The organism is Aureimonas sp. AU22, assembly GCF_001463745.1.
GTDB lineage: Bacteria > Pseudomonadota > Alphaproteobacteria > Rhizobiales > Rhizobiaceae > Aureimonas.
On sequence record NZ_BBWJ01000004.1, the window covers coordinates 116,778 to 137,547 of the forward strand.

The window sequence follows — 20,770 nt, forward strand, 5'->3', positions numbered from 1 at the left end:
TCCCACAAGGGACACCAGCCGTGGACCTGCGCACCGTTCGGATCGCGCTCTGGGGCGCGGTCGTCGTCGCCGCGGGCGCCCTCGTCGGCGCAGCATGGACGCTTCCGGGCGGCTTGCCGGCGCCTGCCGCCGGAATCTTGGCGGCCATGCCCATCGGCGGCGAGTTCGCGCTGGTCGACGAGGACGGGAAGCCGCGGACTTGGGTCAGCTTTCGCGGCAAACCCGTCGCCGTGTTCTTCGGCTTCACGAACTGCCCCGACATCTGCCCGACGACACTCGGCGAGCTCTCGGTCCTCCTCGCGGACCTCGGCCCGCACTCCGACAGCCTCCAGGTCGTGCTCGTCAGCGGCGATCCCCAGCGGGACACGCCGCAGGTTCTCAACGCCTACCTCCAGTCTTTCGATCCGAGGATCGTCGGCCTGACCGGAACCGACGCCGAGGTCGAGCGGGCCTTCTCCACGTTCAAGGCCTACCGCCGGAAGGTGCCGACGGAGGGCGGCGACTACACGGTCGACCACTCCGCCGGGGTCTACCTCTACGACCGCGACGGTGGCTTCGCCGGCTCGCTCGATATGCATGAGGACATGGCGGTCAGACGGGCCAAGGTCATGCGCCTCATCGAAGGCTCCGATGGGGCCGACGCGAGCTTGGCCGCGGACGGGATCGTCAGGTCGGCCGCCGGGATGGACGGGAACACGACGGAGGCCGCCAATGTCGGCGCGAACGGTTGACGTTGCGGAGCGCGGCGATGTTGCCCCTGACGGGTCGGCCCGACACTTGGCGCCCCTCTACGCCGCCTGGGTCGTTGCGCTTGCGGCGACGCTTGGCGCGCTCTTCGTGGGCGAGGTCATGGGACAGGTGCCCTGCGTCCTGTGCTGGTACCAGCGGATCGCGATGTTTCCCCTGGCCGTCGTGCTCGGGATCGCCGCTTTCCGAGCGGATAGGGGCGTGCGGGTCTATGCGCTGCCTCTCGCGATCGCCGGACTCGCGGTCGCGGCCTTCCATGCGCTGCTCTACGCCGGGATCGTGCCGGAAGCCATCGAGCCATGTGGCGCGGGCCCGTCCTGCGCAAGCGCCGAGATGACGATCTTCGGTGGCCTGCCGCTCCCCTACCTGTCCTTCGGGGCCTTCGCCGCGATCACCCTCCTCCTCGTTTGCCGCTTTGACAGGAAACGCGCATGAACCGCCGGACTTTCGTCGCCTCCACCGCCGCCGCGGCCATCCTCGCCTTCGGCGGAGGAGCGGTCTGGTATCGCGCCAGCCGTCCCCCGATCGCGCCGCTCTCCGCGGACGGCGACCGCCTCGTACGGCCCCATTCGCCGGTCATCGGCCCCGTCGACGCGCCGGTGACGTTGGTCGAGTTCTTCGATCCGTCCTGCGAAGCCTGCCGGGCCTTCCATCCGATCCTCGGGCAGATCCTCTCCAGGTATCCGAAAGAGCTTCGCCTGGTGCTGCGCTACACGCCGCTCCACGAAGGCTCGGACGAGGTCGTGCGCATCCTGGAGGCGGCACGGCGGCAGGACAGGTTCGAGGAAGTCCTCGACCGCGTGTTCGAACGTCAGCCCGAATGGGCCGTCCACGGAGCGCCCGACATTGCGAAGGCCTGGGAGATCGCGGGGACAGCTGGCATCGACCTCGCCCGAGCCCGGCTCGACGCCGTGTCGCCGGAGGTGACGGCCGTCCTCGAACGGGACGTCGCGGACCTCGAGGCGGTCGGGATCCAGAAGACCCCGACCTTCTTCGTCAACGGGAAGGAGCCAGCGCAGTTCGGCCCCAAGCCGCTCTACGAGGCGATCGTGGCGGAGGTCGAGAGGACGGGAACGGACAGTTGAGCGTCGGCACCGTCCGGCGCCCCGGTTCGGACGACAGGCTTCGCCGTCGATCCGCCCTTACCGCCCGCCCGTTTCTTCGACGGGCCGCTGGCCTGGGCGTTCGCGGTTCTGGTCTCGGGGCATGTCGAAATCACTGGGGTCGACGGCATCGTCCGGCATGACGGCCCTTTCTCCACAGGGCTGCGGTCTGGAGCTGAACGCACGGTTGGCGGGGTGGAATGCTCGATGTCTCCGAACCGCCCCGTTTGCACCCGACAACGTCGGACAGAATCACCGGCTAGAGGTCCGCCTTCATGAATCCCGTCGACATCGACCTCGTCCAGCAGCGCCGAAAGCAGGTCCTGCGACTGTCCGCCCTCGGCCTTCTCGCCTTCTGCGTGGCGATCGGGCCGCTTTGGGCAGAGCACTCCGTTCTGGAAGAGGCGGTCGAAACGCTGGGCCTTGCGGCGATCGCTGCCGGGGTTCTCGGGCGAGCGTGGTGCTCGCTCTATATCGGCGGGCGAAAGACACGCGAGATCGTTGAATTCGGCCCCTACTCGGTCAGCCGCAACCCCCTGTACGTCTTCACCTACATCGCCATGTTCGGCGTCGGTGCCCAGTCCGGCAGCCTGACCATCGGTCTGGTTTTCGCCGTGTCGGTGGCCGCGATCTTCCGGGTCGTGATCAGCCGCGAGGAGGCGTTTCTGGCGGCGCAGTTCGGTCCTGCCTACGAGGCCTATCGCCAACGGGTTCCGCGTTTCGGCCCCCGGTTTTCGGCTTGGCGAGACATGCCCGTGATAGCGGTTCGCCCCGACCGCGTCGCGAGGACACTGGCCGACGGCCTCCTGTTCCTGCTGGCCTGGCCGGCCTTCGAACTGCTCGAGGAGGCGCGCGAGTTCGGCTGGATCGGAACGGTGCTGCTCGTCCCCTGACGCTCGGTTCAATCCTCTTCGCCGCAAGCCGGGTCGCGGCACTTCAAACCGCGACCGGCGGCGAGCCTTACGAGATCGGAGACATTGGTGCTCTACGTCAGCAACGGCACCGGCCTCCGGCCAGGCTTCGCCTTCCGGTTGGGCAAGCCGCCCGAACTCACGCGCATCACCCTTCGCCCTACCTCGTAACCGCGCGGCGCCGTTCCGCCTCCTGCGAAGACCGGGTTTATGTCCAGACGTTTGCGACGACCCAAAGGACGCGGCATTGGCGGGTGTCGGAGGTCGGGGAATCCGCGCGAAATGAGGCAACGCATCCTGCCTCAGCCTCGGGACCGCCGGTGGCGCGCGACATGATCCACGAAGGCGCGCAGCTTCGACGGCATGTTGCGACGGGTGGGATAGTAGAGGAAGAAGCCCGGAAAGGGCGGACAGAAGGGTTCGAGCAGGGAGACGAGAACACCGTTTTGAAGGTCGGCACGGAACGTGTCCTCCATCCCGAACGTGATGCCGGCCCCGGAGCGCGCGAGCTTGATCATGAGGTGCATGTCGTTGGTCGTCACTTCCGGCGCCACGTCCACCGTGAAGTCGCGACCATCCTCCGTGAACTCCCATCGGTAGGGCGCGGCACGCGGCGCCGATCGCCAACCGATGCAGCGATGCGCCGCCAGTTCGCGCGGGTGGGACGGCGCGCCCGCTTGGGCGAGATAGCTCGGCGTGCAGACGGCGACCTGACGCTGGTCGTCCGAAACCGGCACCGCGATCATGTCCTGCTCGATCACCTCGCCAAGCCGCACCCCCGCGTCGAAACCCTCCGCGACGATATCGAACTCCTCGTCGGTCACCAGCACGTCGATCTGCACGTCGGGGTAGGCCCGCCCGAAATCGGCGAGCAGCGTGCCGGACAGGACGCTCTCGGCGATCGAGGAGACGGCCAGCCTGAGCTGCCCCCGCACGTCGGACCGGTGCGCGCGAACGCCCTCCAGCGCCGCCCGCATCTCCGCGATCGCCGGAGCGATCTCGTCGCGCAGCCGCTCGCCCTCCTCCGTCAGGCTCATGCTGCGCGTCGTGCGCCGCACGAGCGAGACGCCGATATCCTCCTCGAGACGTCGCAACGACTGGCTCACCGCCGAGCGCGTGACACCCAGGCGGTCGGCGGCTGCGCGAAAGCTCGGCTCTTCAGCAACGGCCGCGAACACGGCTAGCAGGTTGAGATCGGCGCGCATTGGTTAGTCCAACTTTCCAGCTTGTGCAGCATCGGGCGGCTCCTGACAACAATGTAGGAGGTTTAGGTCTACGGCAACCGCTGCGCATGGACGGGAACGACACCGCGGCGGTCCACGCTGAAACGAACCCAGGAGACCATCATGGCTCTCGACAAGATCGTGCTCATCACGGGCGCTTCCTCCGGCATCGGCGAGGGCATCGCCCGCGAACTCGCCGCCGCCGGCGCCACCCTCATGCTCGGCGCGCGTCGCACCGATCGCCTCGATGCGCTGGCGGACGAACTGCGCCAGGGCGGCACGAACGTCGCCACCCGCCGCCTCGACGTCACCGACCGGGCCGACGTCGCGGCCTTCGCGGACGCCGGGCGCGCCGCCTTCGGCCGGGTCGATGCGATCGTCAACAATGCCGGCATCATGCCTCTGTCCCCCCTCGCCTCCCTGAAGGTGGACGAGTGGGACCGGATGATCGATGTCAACGTGAAGGGCGTCCTCTACGGCATCGCCGCGGTTCTGCCGGAGATGACGGCGCGGGGCTCCGGCCACGTCGTCAACATCGCCTCGATCGGCGCGCTGGCCGTGTCGCCGACGGCCGCCGTCTATTGCGCGACGAAGTTCGCCGTGCGCGCCATCTCGGACGGGTTGCGCCAGGAGCACCAGGACATCCGCGTCACGTGCATCCACCCCGGCGTCGTGGAAAGCGAGCTCGCCTCGACGATCACCGACAAGGCGGCGGCCGAGCTGATGGAGACCTATCGCTCCATCGCCCTGAAGCCCGACGCGATCGGCCGGGCCGTGCGCTTCGCGCTCGAGCAGCCGGAGGACGTCGACGTCAGCGAGATCGTCGTGCGACCGCTGCGTTCGGCGCACTGATGCGCCGGGCCCTCTTCGGAGCGGCCGTTCTGGCCGCAGCTTCCATCACGCCCTCCAAAGCCGAGGATCCCGCCATGCCTCAACCCGGGCACCCCTACGCCGGCCTTTGGGTCACCGATGACGGCCAGGTGCGTCACGAACTCCTTGCCAACGGCCGTTACGATGAGGCGCGCGGTACGCGCGAGAGCGCCTATCGCGGCCGCTACGAGGTGTCGGGGACCCACATCGAATACTGGGACGACACCGGCTTCACCGCCGATGGCGACTTCGTCGACGCGAACACGCTGCATCACGGCGGCATGGTACTGCGCCGTCGACCCTGACATCGGCCCGCACCGCCGGCGGGGCCTGAAGGCCCCGCTCGGGGGTTCCGGTCGTCAAGCCTGCCGGGAAGCGGTTCTCGAGGCCCGAACCGGCGCTCCCCAACCACCACCGAAACGTCCTTAGAGAAAAGGAGCCTTCGATGCCCCACCGCTCGACATTCCTTCGCCGCCTCCTTGTGACGCTGGCGCTGCTCTGCACCGCACCGGTCGCCCAAGCCTCCACCGACGAGGCTCGAGGCGAGGCGCACAACGAGCACACCGTGCGCCAGGCGTTCGACGCCTGGTCCGCGGGCACCGGACACGTCTTCGACCTGTTCGCACCCGACATCCGCTGGACCATCGCCGGCTCGGGCTCGTTCACGGGCACGTTCATCGGCAAGGACGCCTTCCAGACCCGCGCCGCCGCTCCCCTGGTCGACAGGCTGGCTGCCCCGCTGAAGCCACTCGTGCACCACGTCTGGACCGCCGACGATCGGGTGATCGTGCGCTTCGACGCGTCCTCGACCACGACCTCCGGAGCGCCCTACAGCAACCAGTATGTCTGGATCCTCCGGTTCGACAAAGGGCGGATCGTCGAGGGCGAGGCCTTCCTCGACATGGCCGCCTACCGCGAGGTCGTGGACAACAACGAGCCGGTCGCAAGGTAGGCTGGCACTGGAGCCTCCGTGCATGCGGATGTCATCCGCGTGCGCCGGACCGACCTCACGGCCTCATGCCGCGCTGACGCTTCAGCTCCTCGGCGAGCGCGGGATCGGCGATCCGCTCGCTCGCCGAGGAGCTGAAGCGCAGGAGCCCGTTCGGGCAATAACGCTCGTCGTCCCAGCCGGGATGGTCGAGCACCGGATAGAGGCACAGGCCTTCGACGGGAACGCCGCGCCGCATGGCGGCACGCGTCTCCGCGCCGACATAACGCAGCCATTGCGCCCGCCGATCGCCCTCGATGCCTGTTTCCGCAATGAAGATCGGGCGGCCGTACCTAGCATAGGTCTCGGTCAGGATATCGCGGAAGGGCTTGTAGAGCGGGTGGCCGAGGTCGATCGGCGGGCCGCCGTGGATCCACTGATTGTTGAAGTAGTAGTTCACCCCGACGATATCGAGCAGCGCCTCGCGCCCGCCGATCTGCGGCCATGCCCGGCCGGCCAGCATGTCCCAGGCCTGGAACTGCGCCTGACGATGCCCCTCGGCATGGGCTGCCTCGTGTGGTCGGGACGGATCGGTGATGACGTTGATCACGGGATCGGCGTGGACGAAGCGGGCGTGCGGATCGACCCGCAGGATCGCCTCCATCGCCGAGATCGCGGCGCGCGACAGCTGCACCTTCAGCTCGTGCGCACGGCCGTGGGCAAAGGGGTTGAGATAGCCGGCATCCCCGCCGCCCCAGGCGAAGAAGGAGATCTCGTTGACGGGCGCATAGAAGGGTGCCCCCTCCGTCTCCCCCCCGATGACCCGTGCGGCTTCGGCGGCGAACCGGGTGAAGCGCTCGACGAACTCCGGGCGCCAGATGTCGAGATCGTCCGGCCAGCCATAGTGGAGAATGTCCCAGACGACCTGTGTCCCCGTCGCCTTTGCCGCATCGAGTTGCGCGCGAAAGCTCGACCAGTCGTAGCGATGAGGTTCGGGCTCGATCAGATGCCAGCGCAGTCCGTCGCGTACGGTGAGGATGCCGTGGCCGGCAAGCGCGGCGTAGTCCTCGCGCGCGAAGCGGTCGTGGTAGCTCGCCGCGATCATGTCGATGCGCCGCCGGTCATGAGCGCGCCGATGGCTGGAGGATTCGAAGCCGCCCTGGAAGAACGACCGGAAGAGGCCGGGCACGGGTACGGGCGGCCGGCTCTCCGCCAGCACCTCCTCGATCAGCGCCTGCCACTGCCCGACCGCGACGGGCACCGCGTAGTCGCGCTCGACCTTGGCCCGGAGCGCGGCACCGAGGCTTGCGCGGCGTGCGGGATCGCCGATCAGCGCAAGCATCGCCTCTGCGACCGCCACGGGGTTTGCGTGCGGCACGAAGAGGCCGCTGACGCCGTCTTCGATCTGCTCCAGCGTGCCGTTGTCGGGGGTCGCGATCACCGGCAGGCGCGCGGCGCCGGCCTCGGCGACGACGTGCGGCATCCCCTCCCCGCGCGACAGCCAGACGAAGACGTCGAGCGCGGCGAGAAGCTCCGGGATATCGGCTCGGTCGCCGAGAAAGCGCAGGACCTTTCCGAGTCCGAGCGTCCGGGCGCGGTCGTGCAGCGCCCGCGCATAGTCCGGCAGAAAGGCGTCGGGCCCGCCGATCACGAGGAAGCGCGCGTCGGGACGCATGCGCGACACGATGGCGGCGGCGTCGAGGAAGTCCTCGACGCGCTTCTTCGGGTCGAGCCGCCCGACCCAGCCGATCACGGGTGCCTCCGGCGGCAGGCCAAGGGCGAGGCGCGTCGGCCCTCGCGCAGCCGGGTCGAAGGCGTCGAGATCCACGGTGGACGGGATCTCGACCGCATGGTGCTCGCGGCCCGGCATGCGCGAGGCAGCGGCATCCCGGATCGAGCGGCACACCCCGACATAGCGGTGGGTGAGGTGCTTCGGGCCGCCGAGCGCTTCGGAGACCAGCCCGCCATGCTCGATCAGGGGCGGGCGCAGATGCAACCGCTCGAGCGCCGGATAGATGTCGGCGACGTTCTGGCAGGACACGACGACGTCGTAGCCGGCGAGCTTGCCGGCGAGGTAGCTGATCGTATCCTCGAAGGAGAGCGCGTAGGGCGTACGGTCGACAGGGATGCCAGCCGCCTCGAGCTGCTCGTGCGTCTGCTCTGGCATCCCCTCCTTGCGGAAGCAGGCAACGACGTCGATCCGGTAGCGGCGGGGATCGAGATGGCGCGCGAGAAGCCGCACCTCGGTCTCCTCTCCGCCGACCACCAGCCAGGCGAAGACGAAGAGGATGCGGACGGGATCGTCCCCGCCTCCGAGCCGCTCCGCCATCACCCGCCGACCTTGAACACGACCTGCAGGAAGTCCGGCCGCTCGTCCACGAGATGGCAGAGGAAGCGGGGCGCGTCCTCGAAGTCGACGACGTGGGTGATCATGTGCTCGGCGATGTCGGCCCCGCGCGCGGCGAGCAGCCCGACCGTCTCGGCTGCCAGTCGGCGACGGCTCCATGCGAAGCCGAGACCACGCGGCACGCGATTGATCTGCGCGCAGCGGATCGCCAGGCCGTTGTGGTGGAACTCCTCGCCGAGCCGCACGGCATCGGCGCCGCCCTGGTAGAAGGCGAGGTCTATCACCGTGCCCTGCGGGCGCAGCGCCCGCAGGGCCGCGTGGAGGCTGCGGGCATCCGCGCGAGTCTGGAACACGAAGTCCGCGCCCCGGTCCCCGCCGCCGTGGTGCCAGTTCGCCTTGGCGTAGGCCCAGGCCTCGTCCTCTTCCATCGCGGTAAAGCCAAGGGCTTCTATCCGCTGGCGCCGGAAGGGCGCGGGATCGGCGACGACGATCTCGGAAGCGCCTGCACGGGCGGCGAAGAGCGCGACCAGGAGGCCGACCACGCCGCCGCCGATCACCAGCACCGGGCGTCCGGCAACGCCCTGCCCGAGGCTCTCGACATGCGTCCCGGCGAGTTCGGCATCGGCATGAAGGAGGCCGTTGGCGGCGATTGGCCCCATCTGCGCGACGTAGATGCCGAGCATCGGATCGATGCCGGCGGGCAACTTGACGAGAAGGTCGTGGAACGGATCGGCCGTGTGGCCGCTCTTGTGCGCATAGGTCGACGCGACGACCTCGCCGGCCCGGAACCCCGGCGCGCGCGACTCGGCGACGCGCGCCACCTCCATGTAGCCGAGGAAGGGCACGGGATAGTGCTGGCCCGCCTCGCCCGGCACGAAGACGCCGCGCTCGCCGTCCCAGCGCGAATGGAGGTAGGGGTTGGTGTTCTTGAAGAAGGTGAGTTCCGTGCCAGCGGAGAAGCCGGTGAAGAGCGTGTCGAGGCGGACCTGGCCCTCGCCCGGCGGTCCTTCCTCGTACTGGAAATGGTAGGCTTCGCCCGGTCGCTCGATCCCGAGCGAGCGGACATGACGATGGCCCGGCGGCAGCGCGCCGGGCTCCGGACGGGGCGGAAACCGGAGCGGCGCGGGAGCAACGCGCGGGGTGGTGTCGGGCCGCAGGTGCACGACCTCGCCGGTGCGAGCCGATTCCACCACGGCGAGCGCCAGACGGTGGGTCGCCACGGCGTCGGCGTAGGGGCAGCGGATGCGGTTTTCCTCGCCGGCCACGGCGTCGATGAAGTCGCGATCCTCGCGCCAGACGGGATCGCCGTCGGCGCCCCGCACGGGGCGTCCCCGCCCGACATCCACCATGATGTCCCGATCGGTAAGCTCGATCGCCAGCTTGTCGGCGAAGACGTGCAGCGCGACCCGGTGATTCCAGCCGAGGAGACAGGTTGAGGCGATGTTGGCGACGACGCCGCTCGCGAACGTCAGGCTGGCGGTCGAGGTGGTCGGCACGTCGAGACCGGGGAAGTCCGCCCGGTCCTTGTGCGCCGCCCGGCCATAGACCTCGGTCACTTCGCCGACGAGGAAGCGCGCGAGATCGAGAAGATGCGTCGACTGCTCGACCATCTGGCCACCCGAACGATCCTCGTGCCACCACCATTGCGGCGGCGGCGTCGAATCCAGCCAGTAGCCGGACAGGAGCTGCGGCGGGTTCTCGGCGAGGAGTGCGCGGGCCTCGTCGACGGTGTCGAGATAGCGCCAGTGGTAGCCGACCGCGGTGACGAGGCCCTTCGCGGCGACCTCGGCGGCGATCGCCTCCGCGGTGGCGAGGTCGAGCGAGACCGGCTTCTCGACGAAGAAGGGCAGCCCACGTTCGATCGCCGCACGCTCCGGCGCGCCGTGAGCGAAGGGCGGCACGCAGATGTAGACGGCGTCGGGCTTGCAGGCGTCCATCATGGCGACCGCGTCGGGGAAGGCGCGCGCCCCGAAACGCTGGGCGCACTCCTCGGCCCGTCCGAGATCGGTATCGGCGAAGCCGACGATCTCCACATCGGCGAAATGCTCGAGGATCCCGAGATGCCGCTGGGCGATGCCGCCGGCGCCCACGAAGCCGATCCGGATGGTCTTCATGCGTTGGTCCTCACTTGCTTCGTTCGAGGAGGCCGCGAGCCGACAGTAGAGTTCGGTGGTGGCGTTCGCCATGGCAGCGGCTTGGAATTGCGACACGAAGCGCTGACGGCCGGCCTGCGCCCTGTGATGGCGACCTTCGCCGTCGCCGATCGCATCGCACAGGGTCTCGGCCAGCGAGGCTGCATCGCCGGGCTCTGCAAGCCATCCGGTGCGCCCCGCTTCCACCGCTTCCGTCGTGCCGCCGATGCGGGTCGCCACCACCGGAAGCCCAGCGGCCATGGCCTCCAGCACCGCCAGCGGCAGGCCCTCGAAGAGCGAGGGAAGCACCAGGAGGTCGCAGGCCGCCATCAGGTCGGCGACGTCGTCGCGGTTGCCGAGGAAGCGCACCGTGTCTCCGAGACCGGCCGCCACGCTTCGCGTTTCCAGTGCGTGTCGAAGCGGGCCGTCGCCGACGACGAGGCAGACGAGGTTCGGGACCCCGCCACGCAGCTGCACCAGCGAATCGAGGAGAACGGTATGCCCCTTCTGTTCGGTCAGGCGCGCGACGACGAGCAGCGCGAACGCATCCGCGGGAAGATCGAGCGCACGGCGCGTCTCCTGTCGCGAGCGTTCAGGCGCACGGGGGTCGATGCCGTTGCGGATCGCATGAACCAGCGCTCGATCGACGCCCGCCGCGACGACGCTTTCGGCGGCGGCTTCCGACACGCAGATCAGGGCGTCGAGGGTGCGTGTCGAAGCCAGATAGGTCTCGATCTGCGCTGCGTCGGTCAGCACGAAGGGCAGGTGTTCCGTGCGCAGCACGACCGGGACGCCCGCCTCGCGCCCCATAGTGGCGAGCGCCTGCCCCTCCCATCCGATCCCGGCATGGACATGGAGGATGTCGGGGCGCCAACGTTGGAGGGCTTCGCGCATTGATGCCGGGCTCGCCGCATCGAAACGGATCGCGGCCAGCCCTTGGCGCAGCGCGCGCTCGGTGAGTCCGCTCCGAGGGTCGGCGGCCACCGCCACGTCCATGCGGCTATCGAGGTGACGCGCCAGGGTCAGCATGTGTTCGCCGACACCCGAGGGGACCAGGCTGTCGGTCGCCAGGAGCAATCGCGAACGGCCCCGGTCGAAACCCGGTCGGCTCAAACCGCCGGCCCCGTCGTCGCGCTCGCAGCCGCCGTGCCGCCGCCCGCGCCGGTCCGCCGCGCCGTCAGGCGGGCGTAGGTCGCCAGCGCCTGCCCCACCACCTGATCCATGTTGTAGTAGCGATAGGTCGCCAGCCGCCCGACGAAGCTGACGTCAGGCGTGGCGTTGGCGAGCGCCTCGTAACGCCGGTAGAGCGCCTGGTTCTCCTCGCGCGGCACGGGATAGTAGGGATCGCCCTCGTCCGACGGAAACTCGTAGGAAATGCTGGTGCTCTCGTGCCGCTGGCCCGTCAGGTGCTTGTATTCGGTGATGCGCGTGTGGGCGACGTCGGCGGCGGGATAGTTCACCACCGCCACCGGCTGGAACGTTTCGCGATCGTGCGTCTCGTGCCGGAAGGCGAGACTGCGATACGGCAGGCGACCGAAGCGATGATCGAAGAACTCGTCCACCGGACCGGTGAAGACAGTGTGCGCGACATCGACGCGGTCGCGTAGCGAACGGTAGTCCGTCCCGGTGCGCACGGTGATGCGGGGATGGTCGAGCATGCGGCGGAACATTGCCGTGTAGCCGTCCGCCGGCATCGCCTGGAAGCGGTCGAGGAAGTAGCGGTCGTCGGTATCGGTACGGGTGGGCACGCGGGCGGTGACGGAGCGATCGAGCTCGGACGGGTCGAGGCCCCACTGCTTGCGGGTGTAGCCGCGAAAGAACGTCTCGTAGAGCTCGCGCCCGACCGCCGCGACCACGACATCCTCCGCCGTGCGGATCTCGGCCAGCGGCTCCGCTCGTGCCGCCAGGAACGCGGCGGCGTCCTCGTCGGTGCGCAGATCGAGGCCGTACAGCCCGTTGAGGGTGGTGCGGTTGATCGGCATCGGCAGATGATGGTCGCCGACGCGCGCCAGCACGCGGTGCTCGTAGGGGCGCCAGGCGGTAAAGCGGCCGAGGTAGTCCACGACCTTCTGGCTGTTGGTGTGGAAGATATGCGGACCGTAGCGGTGCACGAGCACGCCGGCCGCGTCGTGGTGATCGAACGCGTTGCCGCCGATATGGTCGCGCCGGTCGATCACGAGGACGCGTTGCCCCGATCCTTCGGCGAGGCGTTCGGCCAGAACGGAGCCGGCGAACCCGGCGCCGACGACCAGCGCGTCGAAGCGCTCGCGCTTGCGCCCGACGTGCACCACGGGGCTCTGGGGAACCTCGTCGTTGGCCGCACGCGTGTTGGCCACCCGAGCCGCCACCACGGCGTCGGCCAGGATCGCGGACATCCGCCTTTGCGTCGCGTCCCACGAGATATCGGCGAGTGCCGCGTCGGCTTCCGCCAGCCACGGGCCGCTGCGGCCGAGCGCCAGTGCCACCTCGCAGGCCGCAATGAAACCGGCGGCGTCGGACGCGATCCGAACGCCCTCGAGTTCGCCGTAGTGCCGACCGACGTCGGCGATCGGCGTCGAAACGACGGGGCGACCGCCCGCCAGATATTCCGGCGTCTTGGTCGGGCTGATGAAGCGCGTCGCCTCGTTGATGGCGAAGGGCATCAGGGCCACGTCCCAACCCGAGAGATAGGCGGGAAGCTCGCCGTAGCCCTTCGGCCCGAGCCAATGAATGTTGGGCAGGCGCGGCAGATCGGCGGGGTCGATCTTGGCGACGGGACCCAGCATCACCAGCGTCCAGTGCGGTCTTGCCGCCGCGACGTCGCGGACGAGATCGAGATCCAGCCGTTCGTCGATCACGCCGTAGAAGCCGAGGATCGGGCGCGCGAGACCCGCCTGATCGGCCGGTGCTTCGACGCTCTCGCTCCGTGCGCGGCCGAAGTGCTCGGCGTCGACGGCGGAGGGAAAGGGGTGGATGTTGGCGTGCCGGTGGCGCTTCGCCTCGTAGAGGCTCCAACCGCCGGTGAACACGGCGTCGGCCCGAGCCATCAGTTTCGTTTCGAGCTCGACGAGGCGCGGATCGGCGAAGCGGAAGGCGGACAGCTCGTCCATGCAGTCGTAGACGACCGCCGCGGCGTCCAGAGTTTGCGCGAAGGCGAACATCATCGGCGTGTAGAACCACAGCACCGGCGCGGTGGTGGTCGCGGTCTCGACCAGCATGGCCAGGAGCCGCGAGAGACCCGCCTCACGCTCCTCGACGCTCCACCAGTGCGGCAGGCGGGGCCGCAGCGCGATCACCCCATCCTCCGGGAAGGGGTGGAATTCGAGATACGGCAGCGGATGATCGCAGGGGATGTGCTCTTCGAAGAAGAAGACCTTCTGGTCGCGCGCGAAGCGCCGCATGAGATGCTGCGGGCGCTGCGTCACGAAATCCCAGCGCAGGTGGGAGAAGCAGATGATGGGAACGTCGCCATGCGCAGGCTTGAATGCGTCGCCGAACCTTGCCCCCGGCGCACCGGAAGTCTCCGAGAATTCCGGCGTCATGGTCACCCCTCTATCGTGGCGTCCGAACTAACCGATCACGCGTTCGTTCCGCATGTGGCGGATGGAAGCGGCTGGATTGTTGTAGCAACGACTGGAACCGCTTGATCGTATGCGGCCACGTCCAGCGGTCCGCCGCCACTTGGCGCGGCCGAAAGTCCGGCAGCGTGTCCAGCATCTCGGCGATCGCCTGCCCGAAATTCTCGGCGGGCGCGGTTCGTCCGGTCTCGGCGGTGATGAACTGCAGTCCGCAGGCGAGGCGCTCGTTGGCGAGGACCGGCAGCCCCGCCAGCATGTATTCGGTGAGGATCGCCGGCGCGCCGTCGTCCACCCCGCAGACGACCCCGATCTTCGCAAGGTTCATCAGGCGATTGACCTCGGCGAACGGGACGCCCGGCGGACCGACGAAATCGACGTCGAGGCCCCGCTCGGCAGCATCCGAGCGCAGGACCTCGCCCATCTCGCCATAGCCGAAGACGCAGAGCGCCTTGAGGCGGCGCGGCGCCTGGGCTAACGCATCGAAGAGGATGTCGTGCCGCTTGTAGGGCTGCGCCGCCGCGACATAGACGACGTCGTAGGGCTTCTCGCCGCCGAGCGGCCGAAAGGTCTCCGCGTCGGCGAATTCCGGACCGATCGGCATGATCGCGGTGGCCATGCCGGGATGACGCGCCTCGACCTCGCTGGACTGCCACTGCGCTCCGGTGAGAACGAGATTGAAATGCCGGCTGACGGCAGGCGGCACACGCAGCGCCGGCGCGTCGATCGAGTTGTAGACCTTGAAGCTGTCGCCGCAGGCGGCAAGGATCTCCTCGCTCACTCCGAGCCCCAAGACCACGAGGATGTGAGGCGCGCCGACGGCTTCGATGAAGCGCAGCATGTGCCGGGACCGGAAGGGAGCCTCGTCCGCATCCAGCCGGAACACCCGGCGCGCCAGATGGCGGCTGTCGCGCCGAAGCGCAGGCACGTCGCGGGAGCGGGCGTGGTGCCAGATCTCGGCATGATCGGCTAGGCCGGCGGCGACGCAGGCGAGCGGCAGTCGCTCGAGATAGCCACCGGCGACGCGCAGGCCATCCCGATGGCCGCCGTGGAGGCCAGGCGGCACGTACGGCTCATCGCGGAGCCGCTCCGGCCAGTCGTCGGCGCCCTCATCCAGCATCCGCGTGTCGCCGTCGTGGGGCGGCCATCCTTCGACGAGGTCTCCCACCACCACGATGGAGGGCCGTTCCGTCAGTTCCGCGCGCTCGACCAACCCCAACCGAATGCCTCCGCGACCGTCTGTCGCCGACATCACATTGGACAAGCCGGGCCAGTGTCGAGGCAGCCCGACCGGGAACAGCCCCTCCATTCCTTAGCGAACCAAGCACCGAGGGAGACGACCTCAGCCGCGCACGCGCGTCGGCGCACCCGATGCTTCGGACGATGTCAGGATCGCGTCGATGAGGGCATGGACCTTCAACGCCTCGCGTCCGGAAACGCGTGGGGATCGCGCCTCGGCGATGCTGTCCAGGAAGTCTGCGAGCAGGCGCTCGTGGTTCTGGCTCGAGAAGGCCATCGGGTCGGAACCCGTGCCGGTGCCCGTCGTCCCGTCCTCGGTCCGCCATTGACGACCGTCCGCGAGAAAGACGTCGACGCCCGACGAATCGACGCGCAGGGAGCCGGACGTACCGAACAGGTCGATCGCATCGGGAAAGCCCGGAAAGGCCGCGGTGGTCACGCTGACGGCGCCGAGTGCGCCGCTCGCGAACCGCATGGCGGCATGGGCGACATCCTCGGTTTCCATCCGGTGGGCGCGACTTGTCGCGGCAAAGCCCGCCACCTCCTCCGGCAGCCCGACAAGCGCGATCATCGCGTCGAGCGTATGGATACCTTGCGTGAGGAGAACGCCGCCGCCGTCTCGTGCACGCGTCCCGCGCCCGGCCTCGTCGTAGTAGCCCTGCGGGCGCCAGTTGCTGAGGCGCACCGAGACGCTCACCACCTCGCCGAGCGCCCCGTCCATCAACAGGCGGGCCGCCTCCTCGATCGACGGGCGAAAGCGGTTCTGGAGGACGACGCCAAGCCGCACGTCGGCCCGCTCCGCCGCCTCCACGAGGTCGCGCGATCGTCCGCCGTCGATCTCCAGCGGCTTTTCGAGGAGAATGTGCTTGCCCGCGGCGCTGGCGCGACGGACGAGATCCAGATGCGTGGAAGGCGGCGTGAGGATCAGGACCGCGGGGATCGACGGATCATCGAGGATCGCCTCGAGGCTGGTCGCCATGGGGAGGCCATGCGCCCGCTCGAATGCCGCCCGCCGCTCCGGCGAGGGACTGAACGCCGCCGCCACCTCCACCCGGTTTCCCAGGACGCGGAGCGCCGCGACATGCGGCGCCGAGGCCATGCCGAGGCCGATGATCCCGATACGCAAACCCGTGCCTCCGCCGACCGACGACCTGTGCGGCTTCAGCGTTGCGATCGCCAGCCGCTGCCCCTCCCGAAAGTCGTCTTATGAATTTTCAAGTTGTATGTTGACATGATTTCGTAAGCAGCGCTACCGTTCGCTTGCCTTGGGAGGGGCTTGGGAGCGCATGGCATTCGTCGACCCGAACTATCTGTTTCCGGCCGAACCCGGCGTTCGCTCCGTCGCCCGCAACCTCTACGACAGCGTGCGCGATCTTCCGATCGTCAGCCCGCATGGGCACACCGATCCGCGCTGGTATGCGGAAGATCAGCCGTTTCCCGATCCGGCGCAACTTCTGATCGTTCCCGATCACTACATTTTCCGAATGCTCTTCAGTCAGGGGCACCGGCTCGAAGACTTCGGCGTGCCGACACTGGATGGCGGGCCCGTCGAGACCGACGGCCGCGAGATCTGGCGACGTTTTGCAAAGTCGTATTATCTCTTTCGCGGCACGCCGACGCGTGCCTGGCTCGACTACACGTTCCAGACGCTGTTCGGGCTCAGCGAGCCGCTCTCGCCGGAGACCGCGGACCGGCAGTACGACACCATCGCCGAGTGCCTCGCAACCGATGCCTTCCGTCCGCGCGCCCTGTTCGAGCGCTTCGGCATCGAGGTCATCGCCACTACCGACGGCGCGCTGGACGATCTGTCCTCGCACAAGGCGATCACCGCGAGCGGCTGGAGCGGCCGGGTCCTGCCGACCTATCGGCCGGACGCCGTGGTGGATCCGGACTTCGAAGGGTTCTCCCGCAATCTCGACCGTCTCGGCGAGATGACCGGCGCCGATACGGGCGTCTGGAGCGGCTATCTCGACGCGCATCGGCAGCGGCGCGAGGCCTTCAAGGCGCTCGGCGCAACCGCCACCGATCACGGTCACCCGACGGCCGAGACCGCCAACCTCGATCCGGCGGAGGCGGCACGCCTGTTCGACAGGGTGAGGACGGGCGCGGCGGAGGCCGGAGATCGCGCCCTGTTTCGCGCCCAGATGCTGACCGAAATGGCACGCATGAGCGCCGAGGACGGCCTCGTGATGCAGATCCATCCGGGCTCCATGCGCAACCATTCGGCCGCGATGTTCGCACGCTTCGGTCGCGACAAGGGCTTCGATATCCCGACCCGCACCGACTACGTCAGCGCCCTTCGGCCGCTCCTCGACGCGGTCGGAACCGACCCGCGCGCCTCGGTCATCCTCTTCACGCTCGACGAGACCGTTTACGCGCGCGAACTCGCGCCGCTGGCGGGCGTCTACCCCGCGCTGAAGCTCGGCCCCGCCTGGTGGTTCCACGACAGCCCTGAGGGCATGCGCCGCTTCCGCGAGAGCACGACCGAGACGGCGGGCTTCTACAACACGGTCGGCTTCAACGACGACACGCGCGCCTTTCCGTCGATCCCGGCGCGCCACGACGTCGCCCGGCGGGTGGACTGCACCTTCCTCGCGCGCCTCGTGACCGAACATCGCCTGCGCGAGGACGAGGCGTACGAGCTCGCGAGCGAGCTGGCCTACGGCCTCGCAAAGAAGGCCTACCGTCTTTGAATCCGCAGAACAGGGCGACAAGCCCGGAACCTTGGAGGAACACCCGCATGCGCATGATGAGGCTTCTGGCGGGCGTTGCGCTCGCATCGCTCCTGGGCGTCGGCGCGGCCGGCGCGCAGACCGTGCTTCGCTCGTCCGACACCCATCCCGATGGGTATCCCACCGTCGAGGGCGTCAAGTATTTCGGCGAGCTCGTGAAGGAGCGCACCGGCGGTCGCTACGAGGTGGAGGTCTACCACTCCGCCCAGCTCGGCGAGGAAAAGGACACGATCGAGCAGGTCCGCTCCGGCGTGATCCAGCTGAACCGCGTCTCGATGGCGCCCTTCAACGGCACCGTGAAGGAAACCATCGTCCCCGCCCTTCCCTACGTGTTCCGAGACGAGGAGCACATGCACAAGGTCATGGACGGGCCGATCGGCGAGCAGATCAAGGCGGCCTTCGAGCCCGCGGGCCTCGTGGCCCTCGCCTTCTACGACGCCGGCTCGCGCTCGTTCTACAATTCGAAGAAGCCGATCAAAACGGTTGCGGACCTCGCCGGCATGAAGTTCCGCGTCATCCAGTCCGACATCTTCGTCGACATGACCTCGGCGCTCGGCGCGAACGCGACGCCCATGCCCTACGGCGAGGTGTACTCCTCGATCGAGACCGGCGTCATCGACGGGGCGGAGAACAACTTCCCGAGCTACGACACCGCCCGCCACGTCGAAGTGGCGAAATACTATTCGCTCGATCAGCACACGATCCTTCCCGAAGTCTTCGTGATGAACAAGATGGCCTTCGACGCGCTGACGCCGGAGGACCAGGAACTGTTCCGTACGGCCGCCAAGGACAGCGTCGGCCGCCAGCGCGAACTCTGGACGGCGATGACCGAGAACTCGCGGAAGAAGGTCGAGGAGGCCGGCGCCGAGATCAACGAGGTCGAGAAGCAGGGCTTCATCGATGCGATGAAGCCGGTCTACGACAAGCACGTGAAGGACGACGTCCTGCGCAAGCTCGTAGAGGACGTGCGCGCGACGCAGTAAGCGCGTCGAGGGTCCCGGCGCGCGGCGCCGGGACCGCTCCCCCGCCATGCCTCTCGACGGTCCGGGCGACGCGCCGGAGCGCGGCGCATGGCCCCTGCCCCGCAACGGATGGTCCGATGTCCGCACAGCCGACGCTTGGCGTCCCGATCCTGTCCCGCTTCAATCTCGCCGCGCTGTACCTCGCGGGGATCGGGCTCATCCTGATGACGGTGATGGTCGGGTGGCAGGTCTTCTGCCGCTACGTCCTCAACGATTCGCCGAGCTGGACCGAACCCGGCGCCGTGATGTTGATGAGCTGGTTCATCTTCCTCGGCGCGGCGGTGGGCGTGCGCGAGAACAACCATCTCGGCTTCGACGTCCTTCTCTACGTCGTGCCGCCGGGCGGCAAGAAATGGCTCCGGATGATCTCCGACATCGCCATTCTCGTCTTCGGGATCGGCATGGTCTGGTACGGCATCGGCCTCGTGTCGCTGACCGCGAACACTACGTTGCCCGCCCTCGGCATCTCCGGTGCCTGGGACTACTACCCGATCGTCGGAGGCGGGGTGCTCGTGTCCCTCTTCGCGCTGGAGCGGATCATCCTGCGTGCGAGCGGCGCGCCGATCGACGCCGCCCTCGACGAAGTGGCCCCGGCCGAAATCGCGGTCGAACTCGAAAACATCTCCGACGTCCGCAAGGACGCGGCCGACCTCGCGCGGAAAGGCTGATCGCCATGGAGCTCTGGATTCTCTTCGGCAGCTTCACGGCCCTGATGCTGATCGGCACGCCGATCGCCTTCTGCCTCGGCATTTCGAGCCTTGCGACCGTCGCCTACATGGGCCTACCGCCGCTCGTCGTGTTCCAGCGGCTGAACTCGGGGATGAGCGTCTTCTCGATGCTCGCGATCCCCTTCTTCATCTATGCCGGCGATCTGATGGTGCGCGGCGGCATCGCGGGCCGCATCGTCGCCTTCGCGGCCTCGGTCATCGGCCACGTGCGCGGCGGCCTTGGCCAGGTGAACATCCTCACCTCGACGCTCTTCGGCGGCATTTCCGGCTCCGCTGTGGCCGAGGCGGCGGCGGTCGGCGGCATCATGATCCCGCAGATGAAGGCGCGCGGCTACGGCGCCGATTACGCGGTGAACGTCACGTCGATGGCCGCGCTGATCGCGCTCCTGCTGCCGCCGTCCCATAACATGATCATCTATTCGATCTCGGCGGGCGGGCGCATCTCGATCGCCGACCTCTTCACCGCCGGCATCATTCCCGGCCTTCTTCTGGCCCTGTCGCTGATGGTGACGGCCTACATTGTGGCGCGAAAGCGCGGCTATCCGACCGAGCCGTTCCAGGGCTTCCTCGTCATCGGCCATCTGCTGGCGACGGCGATCCCCGGCCTTCTCCTCATCGCCATCATCTTCGGCGGCGTGCGCTCGGGCATCTTCACGGCGACCGAGAGTTCCTGCATCGCGGTGCTCTACGCGCTTCTCGTGACGATCTTCATCTACCGCCAGCTTACCTGGGCCGACTTCGTGCATGCCACGATGGGCGCGGTGCGCACCACGGCCATGGTGCTCCTGATCATCGGAACCGCTGCTGCCTTCTCGTGGCTGATGGCGTTCCTGCGCGTGCCGGCCACGCTCGTGGACTGGATGCAGGGCCTGTCCGACAACCCGATCATGATCCTCCTCCTTCTCAACGTCCTGATGCTGCTCCTCGGCACCTTCATGGACATGGGACCGACGATCATCATCACGACGCCGATCTTCCTGCCGATCGCCACCGCCTACGGCGTCGATCCCGTGCATTTCGGGGTCATCATGATCCTGAACTACGGGATCGGCCTCAACACGCCGCCTGTCGGCGGTGTGCAGTTCGTGGCCTGCGCCGTCGGCAAGATCACGGTATGGGAGGCGATGCGCTCCGTCTGGCCGTTCTACGGAGCGGGCGTCGTGGTCCTGCTTCTCGTGACATACATTCCCGCTTTGTCGCTGTGGCTGCCGGCCGCGTTCCGATAAGGGGTTTG

General features: G+C 68.3%; 17 protein-coding genes. 11 read left to right on the plus strand and 6 right to left on the minus strand.

Features of this window, described 5'->3' with window-relative positions; all coding sequences use genetic code 11:
* Positions 1-20: 20 nt before the first annotated feature.
* The 4 genes from AUL34_RS01065 (at position 21) to AUL34_RS01080 (ending at position 2,743) form a co-directional block, all read left to right on the plus strand.
* Entirely contained in the window at positions 21-731 is a 711-nt protein-coding gene (locus tag AUL34_RS01065) for an SCO family protein (protein ID WP_082653059.1), read from the plus strand.
* Between the two features lie 46 nt (positions 732-777).
* Positions 778-1,182: a disulfide bond formation protein B gene (locus AUL34_RS01070; protein ID WP_244492402.1), complete on the plus strand. Its 405-nt coding sequence runs from the start codon at positions 778-780 to the stop codon at positions 1,180-1,182.
* On the plus strand, positions 1,179-1,832 hold the full coding sequence (locus tag AUL34_RS01075; protein ID WP_061929870.1) for a thioredoxin domain-containing protein: 654 nt from the start codon (positions 1,179-1,181) through the stop codon (positions 1,830-1,832). Before AUL34_RS01070 ends, AUL34_RS01075 begins: the two co-directional genes overlap by 4 nt.
* 293 nt (positions 1,833-2,125) lie before the next feature.
* Entirely contained in the window at positions 2,126-2,743 is a 618-nt protein-coding gene (locus tag AUL34_RS01080; RefSeq protein WP_061929874.1) for an isoprenylcysteine carboxylmethyltransferase family protein, read from the plus strand.
* Between the two features lie 320 nt (positions 2,744-3,063).
* Here the strand turns inward: AUL34_RS01080 and AUL34_RS01085 are convergent, their stop codons facing one another.
* A complete protein-coding gene (locus tag AUL34_RS01085) occupies positions 3,064-3,966 on the minus strand; it encodes a LysR family transcriptional regulator (protein ID WP_061929877.1) in 903 nt (300 codons plus the stop codon).
* Between the two features lie 141 nt (positions 3,967-4,107).
* On the opposite strand from AUL34_RS01085, the gene AUL34_RS01090 reads away from it, so the two are divergent.
* From AUL34_RS01090 to AUL34_RS01100, 3 genes are all read left to right on the plus strand, one after another.
* Positions 4,108-4,836, plus strand: coding sequence for an SDR family oxidoreductase (locus AUL34_RS01090; RefSeq protein ID WP_061929880.1), 729 nt, complete (start codon positions 4,108-4,110; stop codon positions 4,834-4,836).
* On the plus strand, positions 4,836-5,159 hold the full coding sequence (locus AUL34_RS01095; RefSeq protein WP_082653060.1) for an Atu4866 domain-containing protein: 324 nt from the start codon (positions 4,836-4,838) through the stop codon (positions 5,157-5,159). The genes AUL34_RS01090 and AUL34_RS01095 overlap by 1 nt, the downstream gene beginning before the upstream one ends.
* Before the next feature lie 140 nt (positions 5,160-5,299).
* Positions 5,300-5,806, plus strand: coding sequence for a nuclear transport factor 2 family protein (locus tag AUL34_RS01100; RefSeq protein WP_061929883.1), 507 nt, complete (start codon positions 5,300-5,302; stop codon positions 5,804-5,806).
* A 55-nt stretch (positions 5,807-5,861) separates the two neighbouring features.
* On the opposite strand, the gene AUL34_RS01105 is transcribed toward AUL34_RS01100, so the two are convergent.
* The 5 genes from AUL34_RS01105 to AUL34_RS01125 all read right to left on the minus strand — a co-directional run bounded on the left by AUL34_RS01105 (position 5,862) and on the right by AUL34_RS01125 (position 16,180).
* Positions 5,862-8,111, minus strand: coding sequence for a glycosyltransferase (locus AUL34_RS01105; RefSeq protein ID WP_061929886.1), 2,250 nt, complete (start codon positions 8,109-8,111; stop codon positions 5,862-5,864).
* On the minus strand, positions 8,111-11,338 hold the full coding sequence (locus AUL34_RS01110; RefSeq protein ID WP_274532642.1) for a glycosyltransferase: 3,228 nt from the start codon (positions 11,336-11,338) through the stop codon (positions 8,111-8,113). The genes AUL34_RS01105 and AUL34_RS01110 overlap by 1 nt, the downstream gene beginning before the upstream one ends.
* A 32-nt stretch (positions 11,339-11,370) precedes the next feature.
* Entirely contained in the window at positions 11,371-13,641 is a 2,271-nt protein-coding gene (gene glf / locus AUL34_RS01115; RefSeq protein WP_082653100.1) for a UDP-galactopyranose mutase, read from the minus strand.
* Between the two features lie 151 nt (positions 13,642-13,792).
* A complete protein-coding gene (locus AUL34_RS01120) occupies positions 13,793-15,034 on the minus strand; it encodes a glycosyltransferase (RefSeq protein ID WP_244492403.1) in 1,242 nt (413 codons plus the stop codon).
* A 123-nt stretch (positions 15,035-15,157) separates the two neighbouring features.
* Entirely contained in the window at positions 15,158-16,180 is a 1,023-nt protein-coding gene (locus tag AUL34_RS01125) for a Gfo/Idh/MocA family protein (RefSeq protein WP_244492404.1), read from the minus strand.
* Between the two features lie 160 nt (positions 16,181-16,340).
* On the opposite strand from AUL34_RS01125, the gene uxaC reads away from it, so the two are divergent.
* The 4 genes from uxaC to AUL34_RS01145 all read left to right on the plus strand — a co-directional run bounded on the left by uxaC (position 16,341) and on the right by AUL34_RS01145 (position 20,762).
* The gene (gene uxaC, locus AUL34_RS01130; RefSeq protein WP_061929891.1) at positions 16,341-17,747 is read left to right on the plus strand and encodes a glucuronate isomerase; all 1,407 of its coding nucleotides are present in this window, start codon (positions 16,341-16,343) and stop codon (positions 17,745-17,747) included.
* A gap of 47 nt (positions 17,748-17,794) precedes the next feature.
* The gene (locus tag AUL34_RS01135; RefSeq protein WP_061929894.1) at positions 17,795-18,769 is read left to right on the plus strand and encodes a TRAP transporter substrate-binding protein; all 975 of its coding nucleotides are present in this window, start codon (positions 17,795-17,797) and stop codon (positions 18,767-18,769) included.
* A 116-nt stretch (positions 18,770-18,885) separates the two neighbouring features.
* Positions 18,886-19,476 (plus strand): TRAP transporter small permease, encoded by a 591-nt coding sequence (locus AUL34_RS01140; RefSeq protein WP_061929897.1) that lies wholly within the window; start codon positions 18,886-18,888, stop codon positions 19,474-19,476.
* A 5-nt stretch (positions 19,477-19,481) separates the two neighbouring features.
* Positions 19,482-20,762 carry a TRAP transporter large permease gene (locus AUL34_RS01145; protein ID WP_061929900.1) on the plus strand — a complete coding sequence of 427 codons (1,281 nt, stop codon included), beginning with the start codon at positions 19,482-19,484 and terminating at the stop codon, positions 20,760-20,762.
* Positions 20,763-20,770: the final 8 nt, after the last annotated feature.

Bases quoted from the DNA above. Each gene is read 5' to 3' on its own strand.
- AUL34_RS01075 (WP_061929870.1), top strand. From the start codon at position 1,179: ATGAACCGCCGGACTTTCGTCGCCTCCACCGCCGCCGCGGCCATCCTC.
- AUL34_RS01080 (WP_061929874.1), top strand. From the start codon at position 2,126: ATGAATCCCGTCGACATCGACCTCGTCCAGCAGCGCCGAAAGCAGGTC.
- AUL34_RS01085 (WP_061929877.1), bottom strand. From the start codon at position 3,966: ATGCGCGCCGATCTCAACCTGCTAGCCGTGTTCGCGGCCGTTGCTGAA.
- AUL34_RS01090 (WP_061929880.1), top strand. From the start codon at position 4,108: ATGGCTCTCGACAAGATCGTGCTCATCACGGGCGCTTCCTCCGGCATC.
- AUL34_RS01095 (WP_082653060.1), top strand. From the start codon at position 4,836: ATGCGCCGGGCCCTCTTCGGAGCGGCCGTTCTGGCCGCAGCTTCCATC.
- AUL34_RS01100 (WP_061929883.1), top strand. From the start codon at position 5,300: ATGCCCCACCGCTCGACATTCCTTCGCCGCCTCCTTGTGACGCTGGCG.
- AUL34_RS01105 (WP_061929886.1), bottom strand. From the start codon at position 8,111: ATGGCGGAGCGGCTCGGAGGCGGGGACGATCCCGTCCGCATCCTCTTC.
- glf (WP_082653100.1), bottom strand. From the start codon at position 13,641: ATGCGGCGCTTCGCGCGCGACCAGAAGGTCTTCTTCTTCGAAGAGCAC.
- uxaC (WP_061929891.1), top strand. From the start codon at position 16,341: ATGGCATTCGTCGACCCGAACTATCTGTTTCCGGCCGAACCCGGCGTT.
- AUL34_RS01135 (WP_061929894.1), top strand. From the start codon at position 17,795: ATGCGCATGATGAGGCTTCTGGCGGGCGTTGCGCTCGCATCGCTCCTG.
- AUL34_RS01140 (WP_061929897.1), top strand. From the start codon at position 18,886: ATGTCCGCACAGCCGACGCTTGGCGTCCCGATCCTGTCCCGCTTCAAT.
- AUL34_RS01145 (WP_061929900.1), top strand. From the start codon at position 19,482: ATGGAGCTCTGGATTCTCTTCGGCAGCTTCACGGCCCTGATGCTGATC.